This window comes from Curtobacterium sp. MCBD17_003 (genome assembly GCF_003234885.2).
GTDB lineage: Bacteria > Actinomycetota > Actinomycetes > Actinomycetales > Microbacteriaceae > Curtobacterium.
In genome coordinates, this window is sequence record NZ_CP126275.1 from 1,099,408 (window position 1) to 1,123,656 (window position 24,249).

Genomic DNA, 24,249 nt, shown 5'->3' on the forward strand with positions numbered 1-24,249 from the left:
CGGATGCTGCCATGCTTCCGCTCGTGGAGGAGCGACGTCGAAGTATGCCACGCAGACTGTGGGCCGCTGGCGCGATCGGCATCGCGGCGGCGGTCGCAGTGTCGACGGTGACGGTGGTGCACCACGAGCGGGCCGAGGCTCAGGAGCGTGCGGTCGAAGCGCTGCTGCCGGCCCCGGACACGCCCGTCCGGCAGGTGCTCCTCGTCTACCTCCGCGCGGCGAAGGCGCACCAGTGCCGGGTCACTGCAGCGCTCATGGCTCCCGATGGTCCGGAACGGGACGCTCCCTGGTGCGGGACGCGGCGCCACACCTGGTGGTCGGATGACGATCCGGATCTCGTCTCGTACGGGAACGTCGGACGGACGTCTCATGTGTCCGCGGAGCACGCTCCGGCCGCCGAGGAATGCATCCCGGTGGACATCGTGCAGAAGGGGATGAGCGGCGCCGATCCGGGGTCGCTGCCGGGCTGGGAGTTCTGCTTCACGCACACCGCCGACGGCTGGCGACTCTTCGACGAGGGCTACGGATGAGATCACGTTCCTCGGGCGGAGCAAGTGGCGCACCGGCGCCGACGGGACGCGGTCAGCCCTCCGCGACGCAGGCAGCACCGTGCCCGGGAGCACTCACGGTGACACCAGCCGGGATGTCCACAGTCCGGACCGTGCCGAGCCGGCCGCGGTAGTCGACCGCCACGTCGGAGAGGGGGACGAGCGCATCGCCTTGGCGGAACGTCACGGTGGCGAGGATCGTCGACGTCGTGTGCCCGGGGATGGTGGCGTCCGCGATGTCGACGACGTGGCCTCGATGCTCGAAGTCCGCGAGTGCACCGAATCCGTTCGGTGCGACGTGCCCCTCCGGGTCGATGTGGAACCGGACCGTGTGCCCCTTCGCCGCGTCGACCCGCGCACCGAGGACATCGACCGGGTGCGAGCTGCGGTTCCGGACCGCGATCGTGACGGTGATGTCCGACGGCGCGTTGTGGCGTGCGAAGCCACCGCACACCCCTCCTGACGAACCCGGCGAGGTCAGTGCGGGCGGCTCGAGAGCCACGACGCTGAAGGTGCCCGCGAGCACGGCGGCGAGCGCTGTCGCCGTCATGAGGACCAGCCGCCCGGTGTTCACGTGCTGAGGCTACGAGGACGGATGCGATGAGCGCGACCCGACTGCGAGGGACACGCCTCGAGAACCACCTGAGCGCGGCGTCGGCACCGCAGAGGCCGATTCCCCCTCGACTGCTCCGCGTCGGCGCTCGTCAGCGCCGCAGCTCAGTGCGCCGCTTCGTACGCCCGGATCTCCTCGACCTTGTCGTTCGACGCGCTCGAGCTGTCGAACTCGTACGTCAGCCACTCCCGCACGTTGCGGCGGGCGAGCTCGAGGCCGATGACGCGCTGCCCCATGCAGAGCACCTGGGCGTCGTTCGACAGGATCGACCGCTCCACCGAGTAGGAGTCGTGCGCGGTCACGGCCCGGATGCCCGGCACCTTGTTGGCCGAGATCGCGACGCCGAGGCCCGTGCCGCAGAACAGGATCGCCCGGTCCGCATCCCCGCGGGCGACGATCTCCGCCGCGGCGGTCGCCACGGTCGGGTAGTTCGTGTGCCCGTCGGCGTCCACGCCGACATCGACCACCGAGGCCACGAGGTCGCTCGCCTCGAGGTCCTTGCGGATCGCTTCCTTGTAGTCGTACCCGGCGTCGTCCGAGCCGATCACCAACCGCCACTGCGTCATCGCGTGGCTCCTTCCTCGCGACGGTCTGTCGCTCCGGGGTCCCGGTGTACTCCGTCCGTGTCCGTGCCACCTGCGAGTGCATGGCCCACCACGCCGACGATCGCCGCGAACGACACGGCGCCGGGGTCGGGGGAGCCGACGGCCTTGTCGCCGTGCGTCTTCGCGCGCCCGAGGTGCGGCACGAGGTCCGCCGTCGACGCCGCACCCTCCTCGGCAGCGGAGGCAGCGGCGGCCCACGCGGTCGCCAGGTCGTCGCCCACGTCGACCCGCGCGGTGAGCGTGTCGGCGAACGGCACGAGCGCGTCCACCATCGTCTTGTCACCGACGGCCGCTCCGCCCACCGACTGCACGGCCTCCCGGCCCTGGGCGACACCGGTCGCGACGGCGGTGGCGGTCGGCTGCGTCTCGTCGTCGAGCTCGCTCGCGAGGGTCCGCAGCAGCACGCCCCACAGCGCGCCCGAGGTGCCGCCCGCGCGGTCGGCCCAGCCGGCGCTCGCCCGGTGGAGGACCGTGGCGGCGCCGCCCTGGGCCTCCAGAGCGGCGGTCGCGGCGTCGAGTGCCGCGCTCGCACCGCGCTGCATGCCGATGCCGTGGTCGCCGTCGCCGGCGATCGAGTCGAGGCGACCCCAGTCGTCGACGTGGTCCTCCACGGTCGTCGCGACCGTGCGGAGCAGGTCGACGATGTGTGCCGCGGACTCGCGGGACTCCGCACTGGAGGGCCGGATCGCGTCCTCCGTGTCGGCCTCCGCGGCCGTCGGTCCGGCGCTCACGAGGTCCTGCTGGACGCTGCCCCGACGGAACGCCGGGGTGTCGGCGGGCGCGGTCCAGAGCCGCTCGAGCTCGTCGTCGAGCCAGAGCAGGGTCAGGGACGCGCCGGCCATGTCGAAGCTCGTGCAGAACTCGCCCACCTGCGGGTCGACCACGGTGAGCCCACGGTCCTGCAGCAGCCCCGCGATCGAGCGGTAGACGACGAACAGCTCCTCGACCTTGACCGACCCGAGCCCGTTGAGGATCGGGACCACGCGCGCGTCGTCGAGGTCGACGCCCTCCGGGATCTCCGCCTCGGCGAGGAGTCGCTCGACGAACAGCTCGGCGAGCCCCTCGGCGCTGGGGATGTCGGTCTCGTCGATGCCGGGCTCGCCGTGGATGCCGAGCCCGATCGCCATGCGCCCCTCGGGGACGTCGAACAGGGGTTCGTCCGCGCCGGGCAGCGTGCAGCCGCTGAACGCGACGCCCATCGACCGCGTCCGCTCGTTCGCCAGCACCGCCACGCGCTCGACGTCGTCGAGGCCCATGCCCTCGGCCGCGGCGGCCCCGGCCACCTTGAACACCGTGAGGTCGCCCGCGATGCCGCGACGCTTGCCGCGCTCGTCGCTCGACGCGCTGAAGATGTCGTCCGTCACGAGGACCGTGCGGCAGTCGATGCCGTCCGCCCGGACCGCGTCCTGCGCTGCCGTGAAGTTGAGGACGTCACCGGCGTAGTTGCCGTAGCTGAGCAGGGCGCCCCGGCCCTGCTCACTCGCGCGGATCACCGACTCGACCTGGATCGACGACGGCGACGCGAACAGGTTGCCCATCGCCGCCCCGTGCGCGAGCCCCGGCCCGACGAGACCGCCGAACGCCGGCCAGTGCCCCGAGCCGCCGCCGATGACCACGGCGACCTCGGGGTCCGGGCTCCTCGTGGACCGGGTCACACCGCCTCGGACCTGGCGGACTCGATCGCCGTTCGCGAGGACGAAGCCCTCGATCATCTCGTCGACGAACTGGGTGGGCTGGTTCCACAGACGCGTCACGACACTCGCTCCTTCGTTGGACCGGACGTGGAGATGGCGAGCCTATCGACCCCGTATGGGTGGCGGCTGGTCGGAGATGCGAGTACACCGAGGCCATGACCGTTGCCTTCCCCGCCGCCCGCACCGCGATCGTCACCGGGGCGGTCTCGCCCCGCGGGATCGGCCGAGCGACCGCGCGGCGGCTCGCCGCTGCCGGTTGGGACATCGGGATCATCGACCTCGACGACGATGCGTCGGCGGAAGCGGCGTCGGAGCTCGCGGCGTCGTTCGGTGTCCGGGCGGCGGGGGTCGGTGCGGACGTCTCCGACGAAGCCGAGGTCCGCGGCGCCGTCGACGAACTCGAGTCCGCGCTGCCGCAGATCGTCGCGCTCGTGAACATCGCCGGCATCAGCTCCCCGACGCCGTACCTCGAACTCCAGCCGGGGGAGTGGGACCGCGTCATCGCCGTCAACCTGACCGGCGTGCACCACGTCTCGCGTCGGGTGGCCGAGTCCCTGGCGGCGAGCGGGGTCGGCCGCATCGTGAGCATCTCCTCCGTGTCGGCACAACGCGGCGGAGGGACCTACAGCAAGACCCCGTACTCGGTCGCGAAGGCCGGGGTGATCGGCCTGACCCGTGCACTCGCCCGCGAACTCGGCCCGCTCGGCGTCACCGCGAACGCCATCGCCCCCGGCCCGATCGACACCGACATCATGGGCGGCACCCTGACCGAGGAACGCAAGGCCGAGATGGCCGCGGACCTGCTCGTCGGTCGCATCGGCACCGTGGACGACGTCGCCGTCGCGGTGGAGTTCCTGCTCCGCGAGGACACCGGGTTCATCACCGGGCACACGCTCGACGTCAACGGCGGGTTGTACATGAACTGACGGCTCCGGGGTTCGGCGGCCGCCTCCGGCCCGGCTGCGGTTCGGGCCCTGCGGCGGTTCGCGGCCCGGGGTCGTCCGCGCTCCGGGACGCTTCGATGCCGCGCGGTGGTTCGCCCGGGGTCCGGGCCCAGGGCGCCACCCCGGCGCAGCAGCATCTTGACGACCAGCGGCCTCGGTGCTTCGATGACCCTCATTCCGACGATTCGTCGGATATCAGGGGCAATGACATCAAAGGGGATCGTCATGAAGATCAGGAAGCGCATCATCGGGGCCGCCGCTCTCGGAGCGTTCGCACTCACCGTCGGCATCGCAGCACCGGCCAACGCGGTCACGACGACGCAGAGTCATGCGATCTCGTCGAGCGACGGCAACGCATCGGCCGTGGTGAAGGTCACGTGGAGCACGAGCGAGACCTTCCACATCAACTACACCGAAGCCGACACCGCGCCCGACGGGAACGGGCCGTACCTCATCTACGACGTCGCCGGCGCGGGCGGTGGCAGCATCAACTACATCTCACCGTGCACGAAGGGGTCCGGAACCAGCTGCAGCGGCACCGTGCCGTCCGACAGCAGCGTCGGGGTGACCGACGTGACCGTGTGGCTGTGCGCCGGACACGCGCCCGACTACGGGACGCACTGCGGGGCGACCTACAGCTTCAAGAACCCGTACTACTCGATCGACTGATCGGGTCGGCAGCGTCGCCTGGCGCTGGCGGGCGTGGAAACGACGAGGGCGTTGTCCGAAGACAGCGCCCTCGTCGTTCGCATGCGACGGGGGATGGCTGCGGTCGGGATCGGAACCCCCCCGCACGGACCGCTCCGGTGGATCAGTCCTCCGTGTCAGCGGCCGACTCGGGCTCGACCTGCGTCTCGGCCATCCGGTTCCGGAGTTCGTCAGCCATGCTCGAGGCGCCTTCGCTCCCGTGGTCGTTGTCCACCTGCTCGATCAGGCCCGCCAGCTTCTCCTTGTTCGTCGCGTCGGTGGCGCCGTCCATGACGGGCTCGGTCTGCTCGTTGTCGCTCATGGCGCGGACGCTACGCGCGGTGCCTCTGTGTCGGGCCGCCGGGCGTGGTCGTGGTCGTGGCGACGGCGGGACGCCCAAGGGCGCGTGCGGACGACAAGTGCGCGGTCGTCCTTCCGGCCACTCGTCGTTGGCACGCGCACGCGCCAAATCAGCCTCACCGTCGACACACGACCATGCGCGGCACTACACGGTGAACCGCGCGGTGAAGCTCCTGCCCGCTGCTCCGGACAGGGGCACCGAGATCGTGGTGTTCGGACTGGTCGACACGACCGTGACACCGGAGTCCGTCGAGACCACCCCGGTCGCCGCGCCGTCCACCGTGACCGTCACCGTGTCCGTGCGCCGTTGCGTGGGATCGCTCACCGCCACGGCGAGCGTGCCGTCCGCCCGCTGGGTGACGACCGACGCTGCTCCGCTGACCTGGATCCCCGCGGTCTTCGGCGCCCCGGTCGCCCAGAAGTTCGTCATCGTGACGCCGTCGCTCGGGACGAGGGGGAGCAGCGAGGACGAGGGGTGCACGGCCGTGTCCGCGTCAGAGGAACCGGATCGCGGACATGACGATCCCGGCGATCGCGACCACCCAGACGTAGGGCAGCACCCGCACCATGACCTGCTGCGGCGTCACCCCCGAGTACTGCGCGGCCCAGACGGTCTGGGTGCTCGTCGGGTCGGCGACACCGAACACCTGGTTGTAGCTGGTCATCAGGCCGAGGACCGCCATCGGCGAGTAGAACCCGATCGCGGTCATCGCGCCAGCGATCCCGGCGCCGAGGCCGAAGATGTTGAGCGGGCCGCGATAGAGGCACAGCGGCACGAGCACCGAGAACACGATGACGTAGAGCCACACGTTCGTGGGCGCGACCGCCTCGACGATCGGCTTGAGCGCTGCGACGGATCCGGGGAGCCCGACCGCGGCGAGCAGCATGCCGATGGCGATGAACAGCGCGATCGGCGGTGCGGCCACGTGGAACGCGTCGTACAACGAGCGGAGCATCCGGCTCGCCCAGAGTCGCGGAGGTGTGGTGGTCACGACGGCGAAGAGCACGCCCGCCAGGAGCGACGGGATGATCGGGACCTGCAGCACGAGCGCGAGCACGATCGGCACGAGCGGGGTGAGCAGCGCGAACCACGGGGCGTCGCCGAGGCGCTCGCGGCGGCTCCGGGTGTCGGCGTCAGCGGCGTCCCGTTCCGCCATCGACGCCAGTGACCACTGGTGGACGGTGCCGCGGCGGCGGGTCTCGACGATCACGAACACGATGGCGGCCGCCGCGGCGAACGGGAACAGCAACAGCATGAACGACCGGACCTGCGGGACCGACAGGTGCAGAGCGGTCGAGAAGAACTGCCAGACGGGGAGTTCGAACGGAGCACCCGCCCCGATGCCGATGAGGATCGTGCCGGCGGCGGTGACCTTCGGCACGCCGACGGCGACCATCGCGGGGATGCCGATGACACCGGCGAGCAGGGCCGCCGGGGCAGAGCCGGTGACCGCTCCGCAGAGCGCCGAGATGAGCAGGACACCGAGGGCGACGACGACCGGCCGGTCCCCGGCGAACTCGACCGTCTTCCGCACGAGCGTCGAGGCGATGGCGGTGTCGCGCATGAGCGACCCGAGCCATGACCCGAGCAGGATCGCGATCATCGTCGATGCGAGCGTGACCGCCCCCGTCTGGATCACGGTCGTCAGGACGCTGTTCTCGGCGCCGACGAACGGCGCTCCGCCGAGCAGCGCGATGGCGACGGCGAGCAGCACGAGTGCGAACGCCGTGGGGATCTTGCCGCTGAGGATCAGGGCGACCCCGATCGCCATGACGATGATGATGACGATGCCCATGGTCAGTTCTCCTTGGAGGTCCGGGAGGCGCGCGCACCGTTGCGCACGTCGAGTGCGGCCGTCGCGGCCGCGGTGAGGAGGAGCGGCGAGCGCTCCAGACGGAGAGTGCGTGCCGCGAACGCGTGCGCCGCGACCTCGTCCGTGCCCGCCACGAAGCCGAGTCGCCGGAGGCGGCCGATCCGGGACACCGGGTGGTCGAGCGCGGTCCGGAGCGCCCGGGAGCGGTCGGCGACGACGAGGTGGTGTGCGTGCTCGTGGGCGACCGCGGCCGCCCGGACACTGCCCGTCGGGAACAGCGCACGCCAGCCGAGCTCGTCGACCAAGTCCTCGCAGAACCCGATGGTGTCGCTGAACAGCTCGACACGGTGACCACGTGAGCCGTACCGGGCGAGGAGTCCACCCGCCGGGAGCCCGCCGGAACGCTCGACGACCTCGACCGTGGCCACGTCGATGGCCGTGCCGTCGGCGAGGTCCCGGCCGAAAGCGTCGGCCCTCGCCGCGAACCGCAGGAGGTCCGCCGAGGACCGCGACTCGTTCGTCGGCACGGACGCGAGGAGTCGGGCGCCGAGTGCCGGGTCGTCGACACCGGCGAGCGCACGGAGGCGTTCGCGGTCCGCCGCGGTGAGCGCGCCCTGCACGGTGCTCACGAGCGCACCTCGAGCACGGCGACGAGCGAATCCGCCCGGTCCTGGCCTTCGACCTCGGTACGGGCGAGGGACACGAGCTGCGATTCGTCGAGCACGCCGGACAGATCGGCGATCCGCGGACCGACGAGCAGCTGGAGCGCGGGGGCACGCGAGCCGCCGTCCCCGTAGGCGGTGTGCTCCGCGATGAGCCGGGGGAGTGCCTCGCCGCCGGCGCCGACGGTGCTCTGTTCGACCTGGGCATCGGCCGACGCGAGGCGGATCACGCCGTCGCGGTCGAGCACCCGCACGGGTCGGACGGGCTTGCGCAGGAACCGTTGCCGTGGTGGTGCCCCGAACACGACGTGTGCGTCCGTCTGCGCGGGACCTGCAGGTCTGCGGCGGGCACGCCGAGGCTCGTGGCGGCGATGCGGCGCAGGTCGTCGTCGGTGCGGCGTGCGGTCCGGTCCTGCGTGCGGAGCTCGGTGGCGCCCGTCGCGATGGCCCGGACCGTGTTCGACTGCGGGTCGACGGTCACGTCGACCGACACCTCGGACGGGGCGGCGCCCTGCGCGATCACGGCCTGCTCGGCCTCGCGTCGGACGGCGAGGATCTGGTCGTCCGTCGCGCCGGGGATCACCCGCTCGACCTGCTCGCGGATGAGCGCGAGTGCGACGCCGATGGGGCTGATCACCTCGCTGTGCTGCGCGATCCGCCAGTCCGATCCCGCACGGGCGCCCGCGTGCGGGGTGACCGACGCGGCACCTCCGCCACCGCCGACGAGCGTGACGCTGTCCTTCGGGAGCCGGTAGTCGTCGATCATCCGGTCCACGACCTCGAGCACCGGCGCGACCCCGGCGTCGAGCACGGCTCGGGCAGCGGTGTCGGCGTCCGTGCCGAGCGCTGCGGCGAGCGGCGCGAGCGCTGCGCGCGCGACCTCGGTCGACGCGTGGGCGTAGTCGGTCTCCGGGACCAGGCCGAGCGCGTTCGCCGCGCAGGTCATCGTGATGGCGAAGCGTCCGCCCGCGGCGTCGAGCACGACGTGGTCCGCGGCGTCGCCGTCGAGCGGTGCGATCGTCGTGAGCCGGGCGTCGCGCAGGTCATCGGGGCTGGCGAAGCAGGCGTAGGGGAGGCCAGCGATGTGCGCGCTGCGAGGGCCGACGCTGGTGACCCGTGCCGTTCCTCCCGGCTGGATGCGGACCATCGAGCCGCCACCGACCCCGACGGTGCGGACGTCGAGGGCCGACAGGTAGGTGGAACTGCCGCCGAACTCGGTGTACTGCACCGCGACCTTGCCGCGTCGGATCACCGAGATGTCGGTGGAGGTACCGCCGGTCTCGAGGAAGATGCCGTCGCTCAGCTTCTCTTGCATGAGCGCACCAGCGACCCCCGCGGCCGGCCCGGACAGCACGGTGAGCAGCGGTCGTCGTCGCATCTCGTCGAGCGACATCACCCCACCGTCGCACCGCATGACCATGAGTGGTGCCGTGATCCCCGCGGCGTCGATGCTCGTCTGCACGAGGTCGGCGGTCGCGAACATGCGCGGCAGGATGACGGCGTTGAGCACCGCGGTCCGGGTCCGCTTGCTCAGGCCGTAGAGCGAGGTGATGTCGTGCGTCGCCGTGACGAGGAACCCCCGGGCTCGGGCGATCGCGGCGACGTGCTCCTCGCCGATCGGGTCGTCGACGGAGAACGGCTCGGTCACGACCACGGACCGGATCCCGGCTGCGGCGAACCGGTCGAGCGCGGCACCGACGGCGCGCTCGTCGGTCGCCCGTGCCACGTGCTCGTACTCGATCGGGAGCCGCTTGCCGTCGGCGATCTCGATGCGCCCGAGCCGACGCAGGCGCTTGGCGAAGAACGCTGACGGACCGGAACCGATGCCGATGAGCCCGACCGGCGCGACGTCGCCCTCGAGGAGTGCGTTCGTGGCCTGGGTCGTGCCGTGCGCGAGGAACACGACGTCCGATGCCGAGCGCCCGATGGTCCGGAGCAGCTCGTGGAGCGCGGTGACGATGCCGTGCGCGACGCCGTCGGGGTGGTCGTGGCTCGTCGGGACCTTGGACTGCCCGATGAGCGCGAGCGTCGTCGCGTCGATGGCGACCGCGTCGGTGAACGTGCCACCGACGTCGATGCCGATGCGGAGGGCGTTGGGTTTCACGTCGTCGTGACCTTCCTGCTGGTGTGACCGGACACGCGGCGCGCGTCCGGGGAGTTCAGTAGCCCTGGACCTCGGGCCAGTGGCGTTCGACGCCGGCGCGGTCGAGCTCGCGGGCGAACGCCGCGAACCGGTCGTCATCCGCCTGGACGTGCTGCGGGTCGAGGTCGTGCTCGATGCAGTGCACCGCGAGCGCGCCGGCGACCTCGCCGACGTTCCACTCGACCGGGTGGAGCCGGTAGCACCCGTTCGTGATGTGGGTCGTGCCGATGTCCTTGCCGGCGGGGAGCACGTTGCGGACACGGCGGGGCACGAGCGCGCCGAGGGGGATCTCGAAGGGGACGCTCGGGACGTCGACGTAGTTGTCACCCCCGGTCGACGGGTGCAGGTCGAGACGGTAGCTGCCGACCCCGACCGAGTCGCGGTAGCGGGTCCGTCCGGTCACCCCGACGACGTCGGCGGCGACGTCCTGTTCGACGATCGTCGTCACGGCCCGGATACGCCGGGACTCGCGGATGTACGGCGCCTTGGCCAGCCCGTCGGCGGACCCGGTGACGTCACCGCGGAGCCGGAGCCCGGGGAACCCGGTGCCACCGTCGGACCGTGGTGCCTCGGTCTGGAGCCAGTACAGGACCGACAGGGACAGCTGTCGCGCCTCGTACAGGGCCCGCTCGCTGGTTGCGGCGTCCGCGTCCGGATCCTCACCCGTTCCGATGAGCGGCTGGAGCCAGTAGTCGTTGAGCGGCCAGTTGACCAGGCAGATGTCCGAGTCGAACGCGCCGTCGGTGAACAGCTTCCGGGCGAGGATCCGCCGGAACCCCCACAGTTCCTTGTCGCCCGCGTCGGCGCTCTGGTCGGCGCTGACGGCGAGCGGGTCCGCGTCCGGGTTCGGCTCGAACGTCCGCGGATGCGCCTCGAGCGTCCGCGGGTCGGGCGCGAGGAACCCGATCAGCGGGGCCGGCCAGAAGTCGGGCTGGTAGGAGCGCCAGAAGTCGTACATCGCGGGGCGCTCGACGGTGTGGTCCTCGCCCTCGTGGTGCGACACCGCGAAGCAGAACGTGATGCCCTGCTGGTTGCCCGGGTCGGCCGTCTCGGGGGCGTGGGGTTCGTCGTGCTCGCTCCGCGCCTCCGCGCCCACCACGTGTTCGACGTCGGCCAGCGGCAGGAGATCACCGGTCTCGGTCGCGTCGAGCACGAACGCGCCCCGGAGCACCGTGCGCGTGCCGTCGGAGGCCGCGACCGTGACGTCCGTGCACCGGTCGCCGTCGGTGGTCGCCGCGACGGGCCGGTGCTCGAGCAGGACGGTCAGGAGCCCTGCGCTCCGGTAGGGCTGGAGGAGTTCGTCGATCACGGCGACCGCGACGCGAGGCTCGTGGCAGAGCTTGCTGACCCGGCCCGCGCCGGGGTTGAGGTCCGGCAGCGCCGCGGCCTCGGCCCGCAACGGGTAGACGCGGCGGTAGTGCTCGCGGATCCCGTCGCGGAGTGCGCGGTAGCTCCGGGTGACCCCGAACTGCTCGACCCACGGGTGCTCGTCCGGCGGGACCGCTTGGCTCGTGAGCTGCCCGCCGAGCCAGTCGGTCTCTTCGGTGAGGATCGCGCGGCGACCGGTTCGGCAGACGGCGATCGCGGCCGCGACGCCCCCGAGACCGCCGCCGATGATGACGACGTCGGTTTCGTGGGTGCTGGTGCTGGGCATGGTGCTCCTGGGGTCGGTCGGACCGGCGGTCCGTGTCGTCTGGCCTGGCGCTGCGCGGCCCCGCGGGGGCGGCGAGCGGTGTGGTGGTGGTGCTGCCGGGATCAGCCCGGCGGTGCGGCGAGGGTCGCGCCGGCCACGATCGTGCAGGGGAGGAGTTCCTGGACCGGATCCGCGTCGGCGGCACTGTCCGTGTCGGTCGTGTGCAGGGCCTCCAGACGGGCCGTGAGCGCCGCGACGGCCCGGGCGCCGAGTTCCGTTCGCGGCGCGCTGAGGCGGGTGTGGTCGACCGCCCGCTCGCGTGGACGGTTGTGCTCGCCGAGCACGACGATCGACAGGTCCTCGGGTACTCGGATGCCGGATGCGCTGAGGTGCTCGTGGAGCAGCTGGGCGTCCACGGGGTCCTCGATGAACAGGACGGTCGGCCGGGAGGGCCGGATCGCATCCCACGCGTCGGTGACCGTCGTTCCCGTGGTCATCTCGGCCTCGGCGAGGTCACCGTGTCCGGTCAGGCCCGCGACGAGCCCCTCCCGGCGGTCGCGGCTCGACTCGGCCGTCAGGGGGAGGCGCAGCAGGCCGAACCGTGTGTGGCCGAGTCCGACGGCCATGTCCGCCAGGGACCGTGTGGCGCTCACGTAATCGACACCGACGTACGGGACCCGTCCTCCGGCGGCGTCACGACGGCCGATCGCGACGAACGGGTAGGCGGTGTCGAGGAGCCGCTCGAGCTCGTCCGGGTCCATCTCGCGGCCGAGGAGGATGCAGCCGTCCGCCAGGCGGAGCCGGTTCGACTCGTGGAACAGGCGGCGATGACCGTCGACTACGGGTGTGCTCGTGAACACGAGGAGGTCGGCGCCGACGCCCTCGGCCGCGCTCTCGATGCCGGTGAGGAGGGGCGTGTAGAAGTCCGACGACCGGTTCGGGAACGCCGGCTCGTAGGTGAACACGCCGATGAGCCCGTTCGTCGCGCCCGCGAGGCTCCGTGCGACGGGATTGGCGACGTAGGTCGTCTCGCGGATGACCTCGAGCACGCGGTCCCGCGTGGCCGCCGGGATGCGCCGTGTCTCGTCCGCCTTGCCGTTCAGGACGAGCGACACCGTGGACTGGCTGACACCCGCGATGTCGGCGATCATCCGCTGCGTGATGCGCGCTGTGCTGGCGGTCATGGGCTCCGGTGCTCCTGTTCACGGCCTCGTCGTCGAGGTCATGCGTATGACCGTAGCGAGGCTTGGGTGCTCATACGTATGAGCAGCAGAAAAAGTCGCGCGGGTCGGTTTTTCTTCAGTCGCAGTCGCAGTCGCAGTCGCAGTCGCAGTCGCGGTCGCAGTCGCAGTCGCAGTTGCAGTCGCTGCCGCTGCCGCTGGAGCCGTCGAGCGCTTCGTCCGGCTTCACCGGCAGCTCGACGCACTCGCCGACGTGGTTCGTCGTCAGCTGCAGGTCGCGGCGGGCGGGGGCGTCGCTGATCGGCGGTGATTGCGCGCGCCGACGACAAGTGCGCGGCCAGGCGACGGCGCAGTTGTCGTCGGCGCGCGCAGTTGCGGCGGCGCTACGCCTGCGGCGGCTGCCCGTTGCTCGCGGTCGTCCCGCCGTCCACGGGCAGGATCGCCCCGGTGATGAACGACGCCTCGTCGCTCGCCAGGAACAGGATCGCGGCGGCGACCTCCTCGGGCTGACCCCCACGGCCCAGGGCGATCCGCTCGGCGAACGCCTGCTTGAGGTCCTCGTTCTGCGCCTGCTGCTGCGTCATGTCCGTCCAGATGAGCCCGGGCGCCACCGCGTTGACGCGCACCCCGTGCTCCCCGTTGTCGAGGGCAGCCGCCCGCGTGAAGTTGCTCACGCCGCCCTTCGCAGCGTTGTAGGGGCTCATGCGCCAGTCGCCGCTCATGCCCGACACACTCGAGGTGTTCACGATCGACCCCTTCGTCTCGCGCAGGTGGGGGAGCGCCGCGCGCGTGCCGTAGAACACGGCGGACAGGTCGGTCTCGATGACGCGGCGCCAATCCTCCGGCTCGATCTCGGTGATGTCGCCCGAGGTGAACGTCCCCGCGTTGTTCACCAGCACGTCGAGGCGGCCGTAGGTGTCGACGGCGGTGCGCACCGCCTCCTCCATCGTCGCTGGCTGCGCGACATCGCCGGTGATCGTCGTCACGGCACCGTCCGGGAGGCCCGCGGCGGTCTCCGCGATCTTCTCGCCGACCGAGTCCACGGCCACCACGCGGGCACCCTCGCCAACGAACGCGCGGGCCGTCGCCGCGCCGATCCCGGAGCCCGCTCCGGTGACGATCGCGACCTTGTTCTCGAATCGATTGGGCATGGCGGTTCCTCTCATCGCTGACGGGTGCGGTGCCTCCATTGACCCACTGCCGCGGTCGGCGGCACTCAGCCGGGAGGCGCGGTTGCAGTCCGTCGACACCGCCGCCGAGGACGCGGGTCCGGACCGTCGAGCGCCCGAATAGGATCCGAGGCGTGACGACATCGACGCCCCGCGAGCTCGCGGTGGAGCTCGGGTACCGGGACGAGACGCGTCCAGGCGCGGTCGTTCGCAGGTACCTGCGACAGCGGTACCCGGAGCACCCGAAGCACGAGCGCTGGGTCCTCGACGACGCACAGGCCGATGATGTGCGTGCCCACGTCCCACGTGCAGAGCCCCGCGGATGAGAGCGCCAGCGCTGTTCTCGAAGGTCGCGAGGTGGCGCCGTGACGACATCGTCGCGGCCGCGCACGCCGAACACCGCCTCGGCGAGATCGTGCTCGAGTGCGAGGTCTGGATCGCCTTCGACGCCCGAGCGGTGGCGTTCGCGCAGTCCGACGCCAAGGAGACCCACGGGGGCATCTTCACCGCCGATTACGTCCTCGCGAACTGGATTCGGTTCCTCGAGGAGCCAGGAGGGCGATGGATCATCTCGCACCTCCAGGCGATGGCGCGGGGCGAGGACGTGCGGAGGGCCGTGCTCGCGGACTACGAGCGGCTGAACGGCGGCGGGGAGCCGGAGACGGTGGTCTGGTAGCGCGTGTGGGTGGTTGATCCGTGAGTCAGCGTCCGTGAGACCCGTTCCGTCTATGCGTCGAAACTGATATTCTGCGTCGGTCACTCGGGGTGGGGGGGAGTTCCATGGGGGACCTACGGATCGACGTCAGCGCGATGGAGCACGTCGCTCGGTTGGCTCGGCAGGCGGCGGAGGACTTTCGCGACGAGGGCCGAGCGCTTCCCGGTGGTGCCTTCGGCGCCGCGGACGTCGAGGACGCCTTCGCTCGGACCGTCGCCGCGCACCGCGAGATGGTGCGTTGGCTCGAGACGAGCGCGACCTCGCTCGCGACCTTCGTCGGGGACACCGCGCAGTCGATGGTCGCAGCGGACGGCCACCTGGCGAAGGCGGCTCGATGACCGCCGACCCGCTCGCCGGCGATCCGAGCAGCATCCGCGCCCTCGCGGGGCGGTGCACACAGGTCCAGCGCGCAACCTCGCTCGTCGGCATCGTGGTCGGACTCTCGCTCGTCGCGCTCGTGGGCTGTGCCCGGGGTGCCCCGGAACCGGCGATGGCACGTCCCCAAGCGGTCAGAGCCGAGGCGATCAGAACCCTCCGAGAGGCGATGCGGTTGAGCGAGCAGAACTGGCCCGGATTGCCGCGCCCTGCGGTCAACGAGTGCTCCTCGCACGGAGTTCAGGGCGTGCAGTTCACCTTCATGGTCACGGTCGACGACCCGACAGCGCCGGCTGACTTCTCTCGAGCGGTGGCGCAGCATTGGCAACGCAAGGGATACACGGCGCGGGTGAGCGTGGATCGCGGGGAGGGCGCCGCTGGCACGATCTACGACGGGACGGTCCGCAAGGCTGACGCGCCCTGGTTGTCGTACACGGCCGGCGACCGACGGCTCTTGCTCTACGTCGACTCTCAGTGCGCCGACGGCGATCCGCACGACTTCCGCTGAGGCCTCAAGGCCGAGCGCGTAACGGGGGTCGCGGAGGGCTCCCGGTGACTGCGCACCGAGCGGCTGTCCGCTGACGACCTGATCGATCTATTGCACGCCGTGGCTCGGCGCCAACGTGATGCCACCCGTGCCCCTCGTGCTCACACCGACGACAAGTGGACATGCGGGCGCATGCGCACTTGTCGTCGGCATGAGCGCTCTGGGCTGGACCGGTCGCCACGCCTCAGTAGCTGTCCGACGTGTCGACGCTCACGCTGTCGCCGTGCACCCGGACGCGGTAGTCGACCTGGAACGAATCGTCGTCCGCCGTCGGCCCGAGGAACGGGTCGTTGAACGCGACGTGGACCTCGCCCTCGTCGCTCGACACCTCGAGGTCGTCGTCCCCGTACACATGCAGCGTGTAGGTCGGCTGCTTCGTGATCCGGAAGCTGACGCCCGTTGCCTGGTCGTCCCACACGTCGTAGGCAAACGGGCAGTACTCGGGCACGGATGCGGTCGTCGTGGCCGCGCACTTGGCGACGACGGACTGGACGGCCTTCACCGCATCCGTCTTCAGCGCGCTGGTCGGCTTCGCGGTGAGTTCTGCGTCACCGACGGCGGCCGCCCGTACCGTCAGGCGCCGCGACGTCGCCGTGAAGTACTTGGTCGACGCCACGCCGACCCGGTAGGTGCCGGGGAAGGCCGCGAACGTCTTTGTGCCGTCCGACCCCGCCGATCCGACACGGACGCCGTTCACGGTGATCGGCTGCCCGCTCAAGGTCCCGGTCACCGTGACGATCGTCTCGCCGAGCGGTGCGTTCGTGACCTGCCACGAGTCCTTCACGAGCCAGGTCGTGCCGGTGCGCCGAAGGGCCACGGTCGCCACCTCAGCCCTGCCACCCTGCCGGTAGTGCACCACCGTCGTGGCCTTGTCGCCCACCACCGTGGTGGTGCCGATCCGCACGTCGGACGGCCGATCGGTCGCTTTCGACAGGACCGCGTCGGTCAGGAGTCCCGAGCCGATCCCGTGGACCGATGATAGGTCACCCGCTGCCCGAGCGTCGCCGTCGCTGAGCGCCTGCATGAACTGCCGCGCGACCGGACCCGGACCCCACACCGACGCCCGCAACGTGGACAGGGTGATCGCACCGGCGACGACCACGACGATCAACGCACCACCGCCGATCAGGGCGGTGACGAGGACGCGCCGTGCCCGCGGCGTCAGGGGCGGACGGGCCCGATCTGCCCAGGTCGACCCGTCGGCGGGGCCGTAGAGGGACGGAGCCGCCGATGCCGCGCCTCCCGTCGCGCTCGCTGCGGTGACAGGACCGGCTGGCGCTGTCGCCGCCGTCCGGTCGTCCGTCACCGCGTCCGCCCGGGAGGTCGGTGCCGGCCCCACGACGTCGCCCCAGCCGTCCAGGTCCGCGCGATCCGGGCCTCCCGGCAGTGTCGCTCCGGCGTCCTGAACCGGCCAGGCGTGTGATGCCGAGGCCGGCGCCACGGGCGCGCGCCGCGGCCGGACCTGGGCGAACACCGGCTGGTCGTTCCCGAGCACACGGGAGGCCACAGCGAGGACCGACGGGCTGACGCGGGGGAGGACCCGCGGTGCGACGAAACGCGCGACGACCTCGGCGACGCCGCCCCACAGCACGAACACCACCGGCGTCCACGGGGTGACGCCTGCCGATGCCGTGGTGTCCGCGTTGATCGACGCGGCGGAGAGCGCGGCGTGCGCGACGACCGTGCCGAGGACCATCGTGAGGAGGCCAACCAGCAGGTACGCGGCCGGTGTCAGCGCCCAGTCGAGGACCGGCCGTGCGGCCGCCGAACGTCGCACGGCGAGTCCGAGCCCGCCCAGGAACACGCTCACGACCGCGGCGAGGACCGCGAGCCACAGCCAGCCCGTGCCCGAGAACACGGTGAGGGTGTGCGGCGTGCTCGTGTCGGAGCCGCCCAGCGACAGCAGGCGACCCACCGAGTCCGAGACGCCGGCACCGCCGAGCAGCCCGAGCGCCACGACCACGACGGCCACGTTCCCGATCACCAGGGGGAGCACCGGAGCTGCGGTGTTCTGCTCGACGGCGGCCACCACGATGAGGGCGACCGTCACCAGCGCGGTGAGCGCGGCGAACTGCGTCATGACGACGCGCACGACGCCGAACCACGCGGCGAGGGTGCTGCTCAGCGTCGCCACGACGATCGCCCGCGCGAGGAAGCTCGCGATCGCCCCGACGAGGAACGCCACGAGGACCGCGCCAGCACCGAGCCCGCTGATGGTGCTGACCGCCGCGCCGCTCCCGCCGGGGATCCGGACCGGGAGGACCAACCCGGCCACCAGCGTCAGGACCGCCAGCACGACGCCTGACAGCAGCGACATCGCGACGTGCTGCGTCAGCGAGCGCGGTCGCGTGATCCGGCGGCTCAGCACGACGATCGCGATGATCTGCGCCGCGGCGATGAAGAGGGGCACGAACCCGATCGCGATCGAGCCGGCGAACTGGACGATGAGTGCGCCCTGGCCGCTGATCCCGAGGCGGCCGAGGTCGGCCAGCAGGATCAGCTGGACCGGGGTCGCGGCGATGTCGCTGATGCTCGTCAGGGTGTCGGAGAGGTTCGCGGTGCCCGAGCCGGTCGTGGTCTCGGTGTGCGGCGCGAGGAGGGCGGCGAGGAGCATCGTCAGGATGCCGATGGCGTACGCGGCGATGAAACCGCCGACGCCGACGAGGGCCGCGCGGACCCAGTGAGCCGCGGACATCGTTGCGAGTGCCCTGCTGATGCGTCGAGCGGGTCTCGGCGCCGTTGCGTCTCTCAGAGTGCCGTAGCTCATGTGAATCCCCCTCGGCTCTGGTGCTCGGGGTCATCCTGGCAGAGCGCTCAGCCGCGGCGCCAGGGCGCACCTCGCCGTGGTTGTCGTGTGTAGCTCTAGGCGAGCGCAAGGAGTTCGGAACCCGAGCTGCCGTTCGTGCGTCAGTCGATCGCTCGCGGCCTCGGCGAGGTGGCATTCAGGGAGACTCTCGCAGTGGTGTAGTTCTGACGAGTGCGACTGATACGGAGGTCATCGACCAGCCGTGCCAACAACTCGTCGTACGCCTTCCGGTACCCCTCGAGGACGTCGATGCCGATGTGGTCGTGCGGAGCGAGGGTGAAGTGCTGCTCCCATCCCGGCTGCCAACCGATGTCCTGTCGACACCAGGCCTGACTTCGTCTGTACGAGCTGCTGATGATCTTCGCGTCTGAACCCCAGGCGCCGAAGGTACTGAAGCTCCGCGACATCAAGTTCTCGTAGGCGGCAGACACTGCTCGCGAGAACAAGGGGGATGCACAGTAGAAGTCGCTGTCCAGGTGCCGCTTGAGCGCCACGATGTCGGGTGGCGCATCGTCACGCCAGCTTCCGATGAACGTGACGTAGCACATCAGCCGATTCAGATTCGGAACCAACTGCCGGTAGTAGTCGACGCGAAGCCTGAGCAGCTCGGAGTTCCGCGACTGCCGCTTGGTTATGACGATACCGAGCACCGCGACCAGGATCGGCGTCAGTGCGGTGCCGATCGCCGTGACGACGGTCGTCCAAGCGCCAATGTTCACCCAGGAAGCTTCCCGTGACCGTGCTCTCCTTCGAGCGACGACACGCTGCCGGGATCGGACCTCGCCGAGCGCCCCGCGGGGCGGGAGGTTGTTCTGAGGCCTCTCCTGAGCCTCATGACGCGCCTTCTGGCTGTTAGCGTTCGTGCATGCCGGACGACGGACTGATGGGCGAGTTACGAGCCTTCGTATCCGAACGCGATTGGAGCCAATTCCACAGTGCGAGCAACCTCGCGAAGAGCGTCTCGATCGAGGCCGGGGAGCTCCTCGAGTGTTATCAGTGGAGCGACGATGCGCCGCTCGAGAACGTGCGTGGGGAACTCGCGGACGTGTTGACCTATTGTCTGATGCTCGCGGACCGACTGGGGCTGGATCCGAAGGCGATCGTCAGGACGAAGCTCGAAGAGACCCGGCAGAAGTACCCGGTCGACCGAGCGAAGGGCCGGAGCACGAAGTATGACCGGCTTTAGCATCGAGCGCCTGCCGTTCGGCGCTGCGCATATCCAGGCGTGGCGCGAGCTCGATCCTCGGTTCACGAACTGGCCCGTCGTCTACGTTCTCGACGATGGCAAGCGTGTGTACGTGGGCGAGACTCGCAACGCGGCGGCGCGTATGCGCCAGCACCTCGAGTCCGAGGAACGCGGCTCTCTCGGCGCCGTGCGCGTGGTGCTCGATGACACGTTCAACAAGTCCGTCTGTCTCGACCTCGAGTCTCGATTGATTGGACTCTTCGCGGGTGAGGGCAAGTACGCGGTGCTCAACCGCAATGAGGGCATCGTCGACGCGGACTACTACGCCCGCGCCAGATATCGCGAGAAGTTCGACGCGATCTTCGAAGCGCTCCGCGAGCAGAAGCTCTTCACCCGCAACGTCGCGGAGATCGAGAACAGCGAACTGTTCAAGCTCTCGCCGTTCAAGGCTCTGAATCAGGATCAAGCTGTCGCCATCGAAGACATATTGGAGGGCTTGTTCGAGGACCTGGAGAGCGATACTGGCGACATGATCGTGATCCAGGGTGCGCCCGGCACTGGGAAGACCGTCGTCGCGGTTTACCTGATGAAGCTGCTCAGTGACATCGCGCGGGGCATCGACATCGACGAATTGGACGGCGATTCCCTGTTCAGCGACTTCTTCGTGGCTGACAACCACGAATTGCTGCAGGGCTTCCGCATGGGCCTGGTCGTGCCGCAGCAGGCGTTGCGCGCTTCTCTCCGGAGGGTCTTCGCCAAGACGCCGGGGCTCCACCCGTCGATGGTGCTCACGCCGTTCGATGTCGGGAAGAGCAGCGAAGACTTTGACCTGTTGATCGTCGACGAGGCGCACCGCCTGAATCAGCGGGCGAACCAGGCGTCGGGCCCGCAGAACAAGAGCTTCGGCGAGATCAACGCGGCACTTTTCGGGAGCGACGCCGACCACTGGACGCAGCTCGACTGGATCCGCCGGAAGAGCACGAATCAGATCCTCCTCATCGACTCCGAGCAGAGCGTGCGGCCGGCGGACCTCCCGAACGAGCTGCAGGTGAACGTGATCGCCGAAGCGCGTGAGCATCACCGGTACTACCGTCTGCTCTCCCAGATGCGAGTTCGCGCGGGCGAGGACTATGTGGAGTACGTCCGGGCCATCATGCGTGACGAGAGTCCCGCTCCGCAGATGTTCGCGGACTACGAGTTCCGCATGTTCGACGACCTTGGCGAGATGCACGACGCCATCCGGGTGCGAGACGAGCAGTACGGTTTGTCGCGACTGGTTGCGGGATATGCGTGGCCGTGGAAGAGCAGGAGGGATCCGTCCGCCTACGACATCGAGGAAGACGGGCGCCGGCTTCGCTGGAACCAGACGCAAACGGACTGGATACATTCGGCAGGCGCCGTCGACCAAGTGGGCTCGATTCACACTGTTCAGGGGTACGACCTGAACTACGCTGGCGTTATCATCGGACCGGACCTCCGCTACGACGAGCACGCCGGGCGTATCATATTCGATCGTTCGAGCTACTTTGACAAGAAGGGCATGGAGAACAATCCACGGCTGGGGATGACGTACTCCGACGAGGATCTGTTGCGCTTCGTGTCGAACATCTACGCGGTGCTGCTGACTCGTGGTATCCGCGGCACTTACCTGTGGATCGCCGATCGCGCGCTCCGTCAGAGGTTTCGCGACTATGCTTGGGCTGAATCCGGGGCCTCGCCTCGCCGAGGTGCGTGACTCGCCGGTGGTGTCGCTTTTCGCTTTCATCGACCCTTCAAAGTGAAGATCCTGGGGTCATCCTGATGCCGACGAAGAAGTTCCGCATGACGAACGCCGAGAACGGCAGGGCGACGACGGCGTGGATGATGATCAGGCCGGTCGCGGTGTCGAACAGGCGGACGTGTCCCTGGCACGATCGCTGAAATAAGCGGGGGCCACGCCGCACGCTAGGACTCGTCGTCCGCCTTCTTCGACCCGCTGCGCGGCATGATCCGCTCCGCGAACGCGAGCGCCGCCTCTCCGGCTGCGGACCGCGCCTTGGTGACTGCCGCATCTCCGAGGCGCTTCGCACCGTCGATGCCGCTCTCACCCGCGTCGATGGCCTTGTCTCTGATTTCGAGCGCCGCGGCCGACCACCGCTTTGACTCCAGAGCCTGCCCGGCGCTCTCGATGCCCAGATGGCCGTGGAACTGGGTGACGCCGCTTGCCATCTGATTCCTGGAATCGACCACGACGTGCGCATTCAACGGGTGGAGCAGCACATTCGAGTTGGCCCGCTCGGCGGCGTCGTCCATGCGGCTCAGGATCTTCGTCGTGCTCGTCTTGATCAGGTCGCGACGTGCTTCGCGTGTGAGGGCCAGCGCGGTCCGGTGGTCGTCGATCTCGCCAGGGGTTGCTTCGAGCACTCGATCGAGTTCGAGCACGGAGTGGGCGTCCTGCAATTGGAAGCAACGTGCGACGACCGCCAACCAGTCTCCGACTGACGCCTTGGCCGCCTCGGAAGCGGCTGCGAGATCGCCCATCTTCGACTTGCCCTCGAGCTTCTCTGCAACCGCGTCGAGCTGCCGGAGCGCGTACGCCTGGACGGTGTCAAGCATGACGGACGTGTGCTGCACCTTCTGCCACGTCGTGTCCGGGACGCGACCCATGTTCTCGCGGACCCGGAGCGCATCGGTGAGAGCGAGGTCGACGCCGATCATGTCGGCGAACACTGCGTCCTTCTGCGCCCGAAGGATGTCGTCGACCTTTTCATCGATCTTCGCGAGGTAGTCCGTCACCTCGTCCATTGCCTGCTGCATGGCGACCTGCGCCATGATGCCGGCGGCGCCAGCAAGCAGGGCTGGATTTGCCGCGAGCGCGCCGGGACCCTTCGCGATCTCGAGAATGCTTTTGATCTTCCCGTTCTCCGTCACGATCGCGCGACCGACGCCGGGTTTTGAGCCCTTCATCAGCGGCAGGTTCTTCGCGGCCTCTGCCGATTCTTTCGTCAGCTTCACCCAGCGGCCGGACTGGGCGACACCGTCCGCAGCGGCCTGCGCGAGGGCGCTCGTGGCGCCGGATGACTGCCGGCGGAGTCTGTGGAGGTCAAGCTCACGGGAGGGAAGACCGGTGCTGGACAGGAAGCGCTCCACCGCTGCCGGATCCCCGATTACGGCCAGGCCGGTGCCGTCGTTGATCAGCTCTACTTCATCGTTCATCGTTCTGCTCCTCGGGATGGAGAGGTGTTCGGGTGGTTGTTCGGGAAAGCAGTTCGGCACGGACGCGGGCGTACGCAGTCTCGCCATCTCGGTCGGGCGTAGCAATCCGCACGACGGGTGCGTATCCCAGCGCCGGGAGGGCAATGTCCCGCAGTGCATCGTTGTAAGCGCGCTGCCGCTGGCGGCCGCCGGGGCCGAAACCAACGGCCGGGCGGTGCGCATATTGGCGATCGGCTCGACTCGACCACTCGTCACACAGTTGGAGGTACTCGTTGAGGTCGAATCCGAGCGACAGTTGCGGCGGGTACGCCACGAGCGTTCGGCGCCGCGCCGTTGTGAAGTGCTGTAACTCATCGATCTCGACGACCGTCCGGGTCGCAACGTGGAGGAAGTCTCCGCGCAGGGGTGTCGGACGCTTGGCTGCGAGCTCGTCTTCGTTCCCACCGAGGTCGAGGTAGATACCACGGAGAAGCGAGACCGTCTCAGGCGCGACATCGCGGAGGTCCAGGTGCCCTCGTTGGGTGATCGCCGGGACGACGTTGCGTTCGAACCGCAGTCCGTCCGCTGCCGCCAGCTGCTCGATCCGTCGTTCCGTGTCACCGACCGGCATGGGGCTCACCGCCGGCCCCGTTGCACGATGTTGGCGAACCCACGATCGTCGGACGGCAACGTCCGCTTGGACAACGGCCCGTGTGCATGGCGGACGTCTCTTGCATCACAGTCGGGCGAGGAGCTCCGCCTTCTTCGGCGCGAACTCCTCCTCAGTCAGGATGCCAGCCTTCGCCAGGTCGGCCAGCTTGGTGAGTGCCGCGAACACCTCGTCCTGGGACAACGAGGAAGGTGCCGCGGCAGGGACCGGCGTTGGTGCAGTCTCCGCCGCCTGCACAGCCGGTACTGACGAAGTCAGAACCGCACTCGTCGCCGGACCGGCCATGACGGCGACGGGAGCTACGTCGACGGGAGAGGATTCGGCCTCTCGGTTGATCGGCTCGCCGTCAGGCTCGGTGATGACCGGTAACGCCGGTGCACCGATGCCGAAGTCTGCGGCGTCCGACGTGCCGTCGAGGACGGCGTCCACGAACTCAGCGGCCGACGCAAACGAGGCGGCGGACGCACGACGTGCGGGGTGCGCGGACTCCAGCGTTTCGAAGATGGACGACACCACGGCCTCCTGCGACGCCAACCAATGCGGCATCCACACCCGCTGCACGCTCGGCCAGTGCATGAGGTTCTCGAGTACCTCGAGCGGCAGGGCATCGCGGTCGGCGACCGTCGAGCGCGACGCCCAAGCAGGTGTGTCGAGCAGGACGGCCATCAGCGGCTCGTCTGGTGCGGACGGGTGCACCACGACGATGTCGACCTTGAAGTCGGA

27 protein-coding genes are annotated in these 24,249 nt (G+C 69.8%); 9 read left to right on the forward strand and 18 right to left on the reverse strand.

The features are described from left to right. Nucleotides 1-44: 44 nt before the first annotated feature. Nucleotides 45-530 carry a hypothetical protein gene (locus DEI88_RS05345; protein WP_111071611.1) on the forward strand — a complete coding sequence of 162 codons (486 nt, stop codon included), beginning with the start codon at nucleotides 45-47 and terminating at the stop codon, nucleotides 528-530. Nucleotides 531-582: 52 nt separating this feature from the next. On the opposite strand, the gene DEI88_RS05350 is transcribed toward DEI88_RS05345, so the two are convergent. From DEI88_RS05350 to DEI88_RS05360, 3 genes are all read right to left on the reverse strand, one after another. Beyond that, nucleotides 583-1,122, reverse strand: a complete 540-nt coding sequence (locus tag DEI88_RS05350) for a hypothetical protein (RefSeq protein WP_111071612.1) — start codon at nucleotides 1,120-1,122, stop codon at nucleotides 583-585. 143 nt (nucleotides 1,123-1,265) lie between these two features. Then, nucleotides 1,266-1,727 (reverse strand): ribose-5-phosphate isomerase, encoded by a 462-nt coding sequence (locus tag DEI88_RS05355; protein WP_111008481.1) that lies wholly within the window; start codon nucleotides 1,725-1,727, stop codon nucleotides 1,266-1,268. Continuing rightward, nucleotides 1,724-3,520 carry a dihydroxyacetone kinase family protein gene (locus tag DEI88_RS05360; RefSeq protein ID WP_111071613.1) on the reverse strand — a complete coding sequence of 599 codons (1,797 nt, stop codon included), beginning with the start codon at nucleotides 3,518-3,520 and terminating at the stop codon, nucleotides 1,724-1,726. The genes DEI88_RS05355 and DEI88_RS05360 overlap by 4 nt, the downstream gene beginning before the upstream one ends. A 95-nt stretch (nucleotides 3,521-3,615) precedes the next feature. On the opposite strand from DEI88_RS05360, the gene DEI88_RS05365 reads away from it, so the two are divergent. Continuing rightward, nucleotides 3,616-4,386: an SDR family NAD(P)-dependent oxidoreductase gene (locus tag DEI88_RS05365; RefSeq protein WP_111071614.1), complete on the forward strand. Its 771-nt coding sequence runs from the start codon at nucleotides 3,616-3,618 to the stop codon at nucleotides 4,384-4,386. A gap of 243 nt (nucleotides 4,387-4,629) precedes the next feature. After that, entirely contained in the window at nucleotides 4,630-5,073 is a 444-nt protein-coding gene (locus DEI88_RS05370) for a hypothetical protein (protein WP_111071615.1), read from the forward strand. A 142-nt stretch (nucleotides 5,074-5,215) separates the two neighbouring features. On the opposite strand, the gene DEI88_RS05375 is transcribed toward DEI88_RS05370, so the two are convergent. The 9 genes from DEI88_RS05375 to budC all read right to left on the reverse strand — a co-directional run bounded on the left by DEI88_RS05375 (nucleotide 5,216) and on the right by budC (nucleotide 14,035). After that, nucleotides 5,216-5,413, reverse strand: coding sequence for a hypothetical protein (locus DEI88_RS05375; protein WP_111071616.1), 198 nt, complete (start codon nucleotides 5,411-5,413; stop codon nucleotides 5,216-5,218). A gap of 183 nt (nucleotides 5,414-5,596) precedes the next feature. Continuing rightward, the gene (locus DEI88_RS05380; RefSeq protein ID WP_111071617.1) at nucleotides 5,597-5,932 is read right to left on the reverse strand and encodes a polysaccharide lyase beta-sandwich domain-containing protein; all 336 of its coding nucleotides are present in this window, start codon (nucleotides 5,930-5,932) and stop codon (nucleotides 5,597-5,599) included. 13 nt (nucleotides 5,933-5,945) lie between these two features. Further along, nucleotides 5,946-7,247 (reverse strand): transporter, encoded by a 1,302-nt coding sequence (locus DEI88_RS05385; RefSeq protein ID WP_111071618.1) that lies wholly within the window; start codon nucleotides 7,245-7,247, stop codon nucleotides 5,946-5,948. 2 nt (nucleotides 7,248-7,249) lie between these two features. Then, nucleotides 7,250-7,894: a hypothetical protein gene (locus tag DEI88_RS05390; protein WP_111071619.1), complete on the reverse strand. Its 645-nt coding sequence runs from the start codon at nucleotides 7,892-7,894 to the stop codon at nucleotides 7,250-7,252. After that, entirely contained in the window at nucleotides 7,891-8,181 is a 291-nt protein-coding gene (locus tag DEI88_RS05395) for a hypothetical protein (RefSeq protein WP_220038125.1), read from the reverse strand. Before DEI88_RS05395 ends, DEI88_RS05390 begins: the two co-directional genes overlap by 4 nt. Continuing rightward, on the reverse strand, nucleotides 8,154-10,031 hold the full coding sequence (locus DEI88_RS05400) for a hydantoinase/oxoprolinase family protein (RefSeq protein WP_220038126.1): 1,878 nt from the start codon (nucleotides 10,029-10,031) through the stop codon (nucleotides 8,154-8,156). The genes DEI88_RS05395 and DEI88_RS05400 overlap by 28 nt, the downstream gene beginning before the upstream one ends. Nucleotides 10,032-10,086: 55 nt before the next feature. Continuing rightward, nucleotides 10,087-11,724 carry an FAD-dependent oxidoreductase gene (locus tag DEI88_RS05405; RefSeq protein ID WP_111071620.1) on the reverse strand — a complete coding sequence of 546 codons (1,638 nt, stop codon included), beginning with the start codon at nucleotides 11,722-11,724 and terminating at the stop codon, nucleotides 10,087-10,089. A 101-nt stretch (nucleotides 11,725-11,825) separates the two neighbouring features. Then, nucleotides 11,826-12,887 carry a LacI family DNA-binding transcriptional regulator gene (locus DEI88_RS05410; protein WP_111071621.1) on the reverse strand — a complete coding sequence of 354 codons (1,062 nt, stop codon included), beginning with the start codon at nucleotides 12,885-12,887 and terminating at the stop codon, nucleotides 11,826-11,828. Nucleotides 12,888-13,267: 380 nt separating this feature from the next. After that, entirely contained in the window at nucleotides 13,268-14,035 is a 768-nt protein-coding gene (gene budC, locus DEI88_RS05415) for a meso-2,3-butanediol dehydrogenase (protein WP_111071622.1), read from the reverse strand. A 152-nt stretch (nucleotides 14,036-14,187) separates the two neighbouring features. Between budC and DEI88_RS05420 the strand changes: the two genes are divergently transcribed. The 4 genes from DEI88_RS05420 to DEI88_RS05435 all read left to right on the forward strand — a co-directional run bounded on the left by DEI88_RS05420 (nucleotide 14,188) and on the right by DEI88_RS05435 (nucleotide 15,651). After that, nucleotides 14,188-14,379 (forward strand): hypothetical protein, encoded by a 192-nt coding sequence (locus tag DEI88_RS05420; RefSeq protein ID WP_111008494.1) that lies wholly within the window; start codon nucleotides 14,188-14,190, stop codon nucleotides 14,377-14,379. After that, on the forward strand, nucleotides 14,376-14,729 hold the full coding sequence (locus DEI88_RS05425) for a hypothetical protein (RefSeq protein ID WP_111071623.1): 354 nt from the start codon (nucleotides 14,376-14,378) through the stop codon (nucleotides 14,727-14,729). The genes DEI88_RS05420 and DEI88_RS05425 overlap by 4 nt, the downstream gene beginning before the upstream one ends. Nucleotides 14,730-14,833: 104 nt before the next feature. Next, nucleotides 14,834-15,106 carry a hypothetical protein gene (locus tag DEI88_RS05430; RefSeq protein ID WP_146246030.1) on the forward strand — a complete coding sequence of 91 codons (273 nt, stop codon included), beginning with the start codon at nucleotides 14,834-14,836 and terminating at the stop codon, nucleotides 15,104-15,106. Continuing rightward, entirely contained in the window at nucleotides 15,103-15,651 is a 549-nt protein-coding gene (locus DEI88_RS05435) for a hypothetical protein (RefSeq protein WP_111071625.1), read from the forward strand. Before DEI88_RS05430 ends, DEI88_RS05435 begins: the two co-directional genes overlap by 4 nt. 223 nt (nucleotides 15,652-15,874) lie before the next feature. Here DEI88_RS05435 and DEI88_RS05440 read toward each other — a convergent pair whose 3' ends face one another. Both DEI88_RS05440 and DEI88_RS05445 read right to left on the reverse strand, forming a co-directional pair. After that, nucleotides 15,875-18,385: a hypothetical protein gene (locus DEI88_RS05440; RefSeq protein ID WP_111071626.1), complete on the reverse strand. Its 2,511-nt coding sequence runs from the start codon at nucleotides 18,383-18,385 to the stop codon at nucleotides 15,875-15,877. Nucleotides 18,386-18,597: 212 nt separating this feature from the next. Continuing rightward, nucleotides 18,598-19,215: a hypothetical protein gene (locus tag DEI88_RS05445; protein ID WP_111071627.1), complete on the reverse strand. Its 618-nt coding sequence runs from the start codon at nucleotides 19,213-19,215 to the stop codon at nucleotides 18,598-18,600. 146 nt (nucleotides 19,216-19,361) lie between these two features. Between DEI88_RS05445 and DEI88_RS05450 the strand changes: the two genes are divergently transcribed. Continuing rightward, on the forward strand, nucleotides 19,362-19,682 hold the full coding sequence (locus DEI88_RS05450; RefSeq protein WP_111071628.1) for a nucleotide pyrophosphohydrolase: 321 nt from the start codon (nucleotides 19,362-19,364) through the stop codon (nucleotides 19,680-19,682). Then, a complete protein-coding gene (locus DEI88_RS05455; RefSeq protein WP_111071629.1) occupies nucleotides 19,669-21,417 on the forward strand; it encodes a DUF2075 domain-containing protein in 1,749 nt (582 codons plus the stop codon). The genes DEI88_RS05450 and DEI88_RS05455 overlap by 14 nt, the downstream gene beginning before the upstream one ends. Nucleotides 21,418-21,454: 37 nt before the next feature. On the opposite strand, the gene DEI88_RS05460 is transcribed toward DEI88_RS05455, so the two are convergent. From DEI88_RS05460 to DEI88_RS05475, 4 genes are all read right to left on the reverse strand, one after another. After that, nucleotides 21,455-21,625, reverse strand: a complete 171-nt coding sequence (locus DEI88_RS05460) for a hypothetical protein (RefSeq protein ID WP_181441183.1) — start codon at nucleotides 21,623-21,625, stop codon at nucleotides 21,455-21,457. Between the two features lies 1 nt (nucleotide 21,626). Continuing rightward, a complete protein-coding gene (locus DEI88_RS05465; protein WP_111071630.1) occupies nucleotides 21,627-22,877 on the reverse strand; it encodes a hypothetical protein in 1,251 nt (416 codons plus the stop codon). Continuing rightward, nucleotides 22,867-23,487 carry a hypothetical protein gene (locus DEI88_RS05470; RefSeq protein WP_502866977.1) on the reverse strand — a complete coding sequence of 207 codons (621 nt, stop codon included), beginning with the start codon at nucleotides 23,485-23,487 and terminating at the stop codon, nucleotides 22,867-22,869. Before DEI88_RS05470 ends, DEI88_RS05465 begins: the two co-directional genes overlap by 11 nt. A 105-nt stretch (nucleotides 23,488-23,592) precedes the next feature. Continuing rightward, nucleotides 23,593-24,192: an SHOCT domain-containing protein gene (locus DEI88_RS05475; protein WP_146246031.1), complete on the reverse strand. Its 600-nt coding sequence runs from the start codon at nucleotides 24,190-24,192 to the stop codon at nucleotides 23,593-23,595. Nucleotides 24,193-24,249 lie beyond the last annotated feature (57 nt).

Bases quoted from the DNA above. Each gene is read 5' to 3' on its own strand.
- DEI88_RS05345 (WP_111071611.1), top strand. From the start codon at position 45: ATGCCACGCAGACTGTGGGCCGCTGGCGCGATCGGCATCGCGGCGGCG.
- DEI88_RS05355 (WP_111008481.1), bottom strand. From the start codon at position 1,727: ATGACGCAGTGGCGGTTGGTGATCGGCTCGGACGACGCCGGGTACGAC.
- DEI88_RS05365 (WP_111071614.1), top strand. From the start codon at position 3,616: ATGACCGTTGCCTTCCCCGCCGCCCGCACCGCGATCGTCACCGGGGCG.
- DEI88_RS05370 (WP_111071615.1), top strand. From the start codon at position 4,630: ATGAAGATCAGGAAGCGCATCATCGGGGCCGCCGCTCTCGGAGCGTTC.
- DEI88_RS05375 (WP_111071616.1), bottom strand. From the start codon at position 5,413: ATGAGCGACAACGAGCAGACCGAGCCCGTCATGGACGGCGCCACCGAC.
- DEI88_RS05385 (WP_111071618.1), bottom strand. From the start codon at position 7,247: ATGGGCATCGTCATCATCATCGTCATGGCGATCGGGGTCGCCCTGATC.
- DEI88_RS05405 (WP_111071620.1), bottom strand. From the start codon at position 11,724: ATGCCCAGCACCAGCACCCACGAAACCGACGTCGTCATCATCGGCGGC.
- DEI88_RS05410 (WP_111071621.1), bottom strand. From the start codon at position 12,887: ATGACCGCCAGCACAGCGCGCATCACGCAGCGGATGATCGCCGACATC.
- budC (WP_111071622.1), bottom strand. From the start codon at position 14,035: ATGCCCAATCGATTCGAGAACAAGGTCGCGATCGTCACCGGAGCGGGC.
- DEI88_RS05425 (WP_111071623.1), top strand. From the start codon at position 14,376: ATGAGAGCGCCAGCGCTGTTCTCGAAGGTCGCGAGGTGGCGCCGTGAC.
- DEI88_RS05430 (WP_146246030.1), top strand. From the start codon at position 14,834: ATGGGGGACCTACGGATCGACGTCAGCGCGATGGAGCACGTCGCTCGG.
- DEI88_RS05435 (WP_111071625.1), top strand. From the start codon at position 15,103: ATGACCGCCGACCCGCTCGCCGGCGATCCGAGCAGCATCCGCGCCCTC.
- DEI88_RS05440 (WP_111071626.1), bottom strand. From the start codon at position 18,385: ATGTCCGCGGCTCACTGGGTCCGCGCGGCCCTCGTCGGCGTCGGCGGT.
- DEI88_RS05450 (WP_111071628.1), top strand. From the start codon at position 19,362: ATGCCGGACGACGGACTGATGGGCGAGTTACGAGCCTTCGTATCCGAA.
- DEI88_RS05455 (WP_111071629.1), top strand. From the start codon at position 19,669: ATGACCGGCTTTAGCATCGAGCGCCTGCCGTTCGGCGCTGCGCATATC.
- DEI88_RS05465 (WP_111071630.1), bottom strand. From the start codon at position 22,877: ATGAACGATGAAGTAGAGCTGATCAACGACGGCACCGGCCTGGCCGTA.
- DEI88_RS05470 (WP_502866977.1), bottom strand. From the start codon at position 23,487: ATGCCGGTCGGTGACACGGAACGACGGATCGAGCAGCTGGCGGCAGCG.
- DEI88_RS05475 (WP_146246031.1), bottom strand. From the start codon at position 24,192: ATGGCCGTCCTGCTCGACACACCTGCTTGGGCGTCGCGCTCGACGGTC.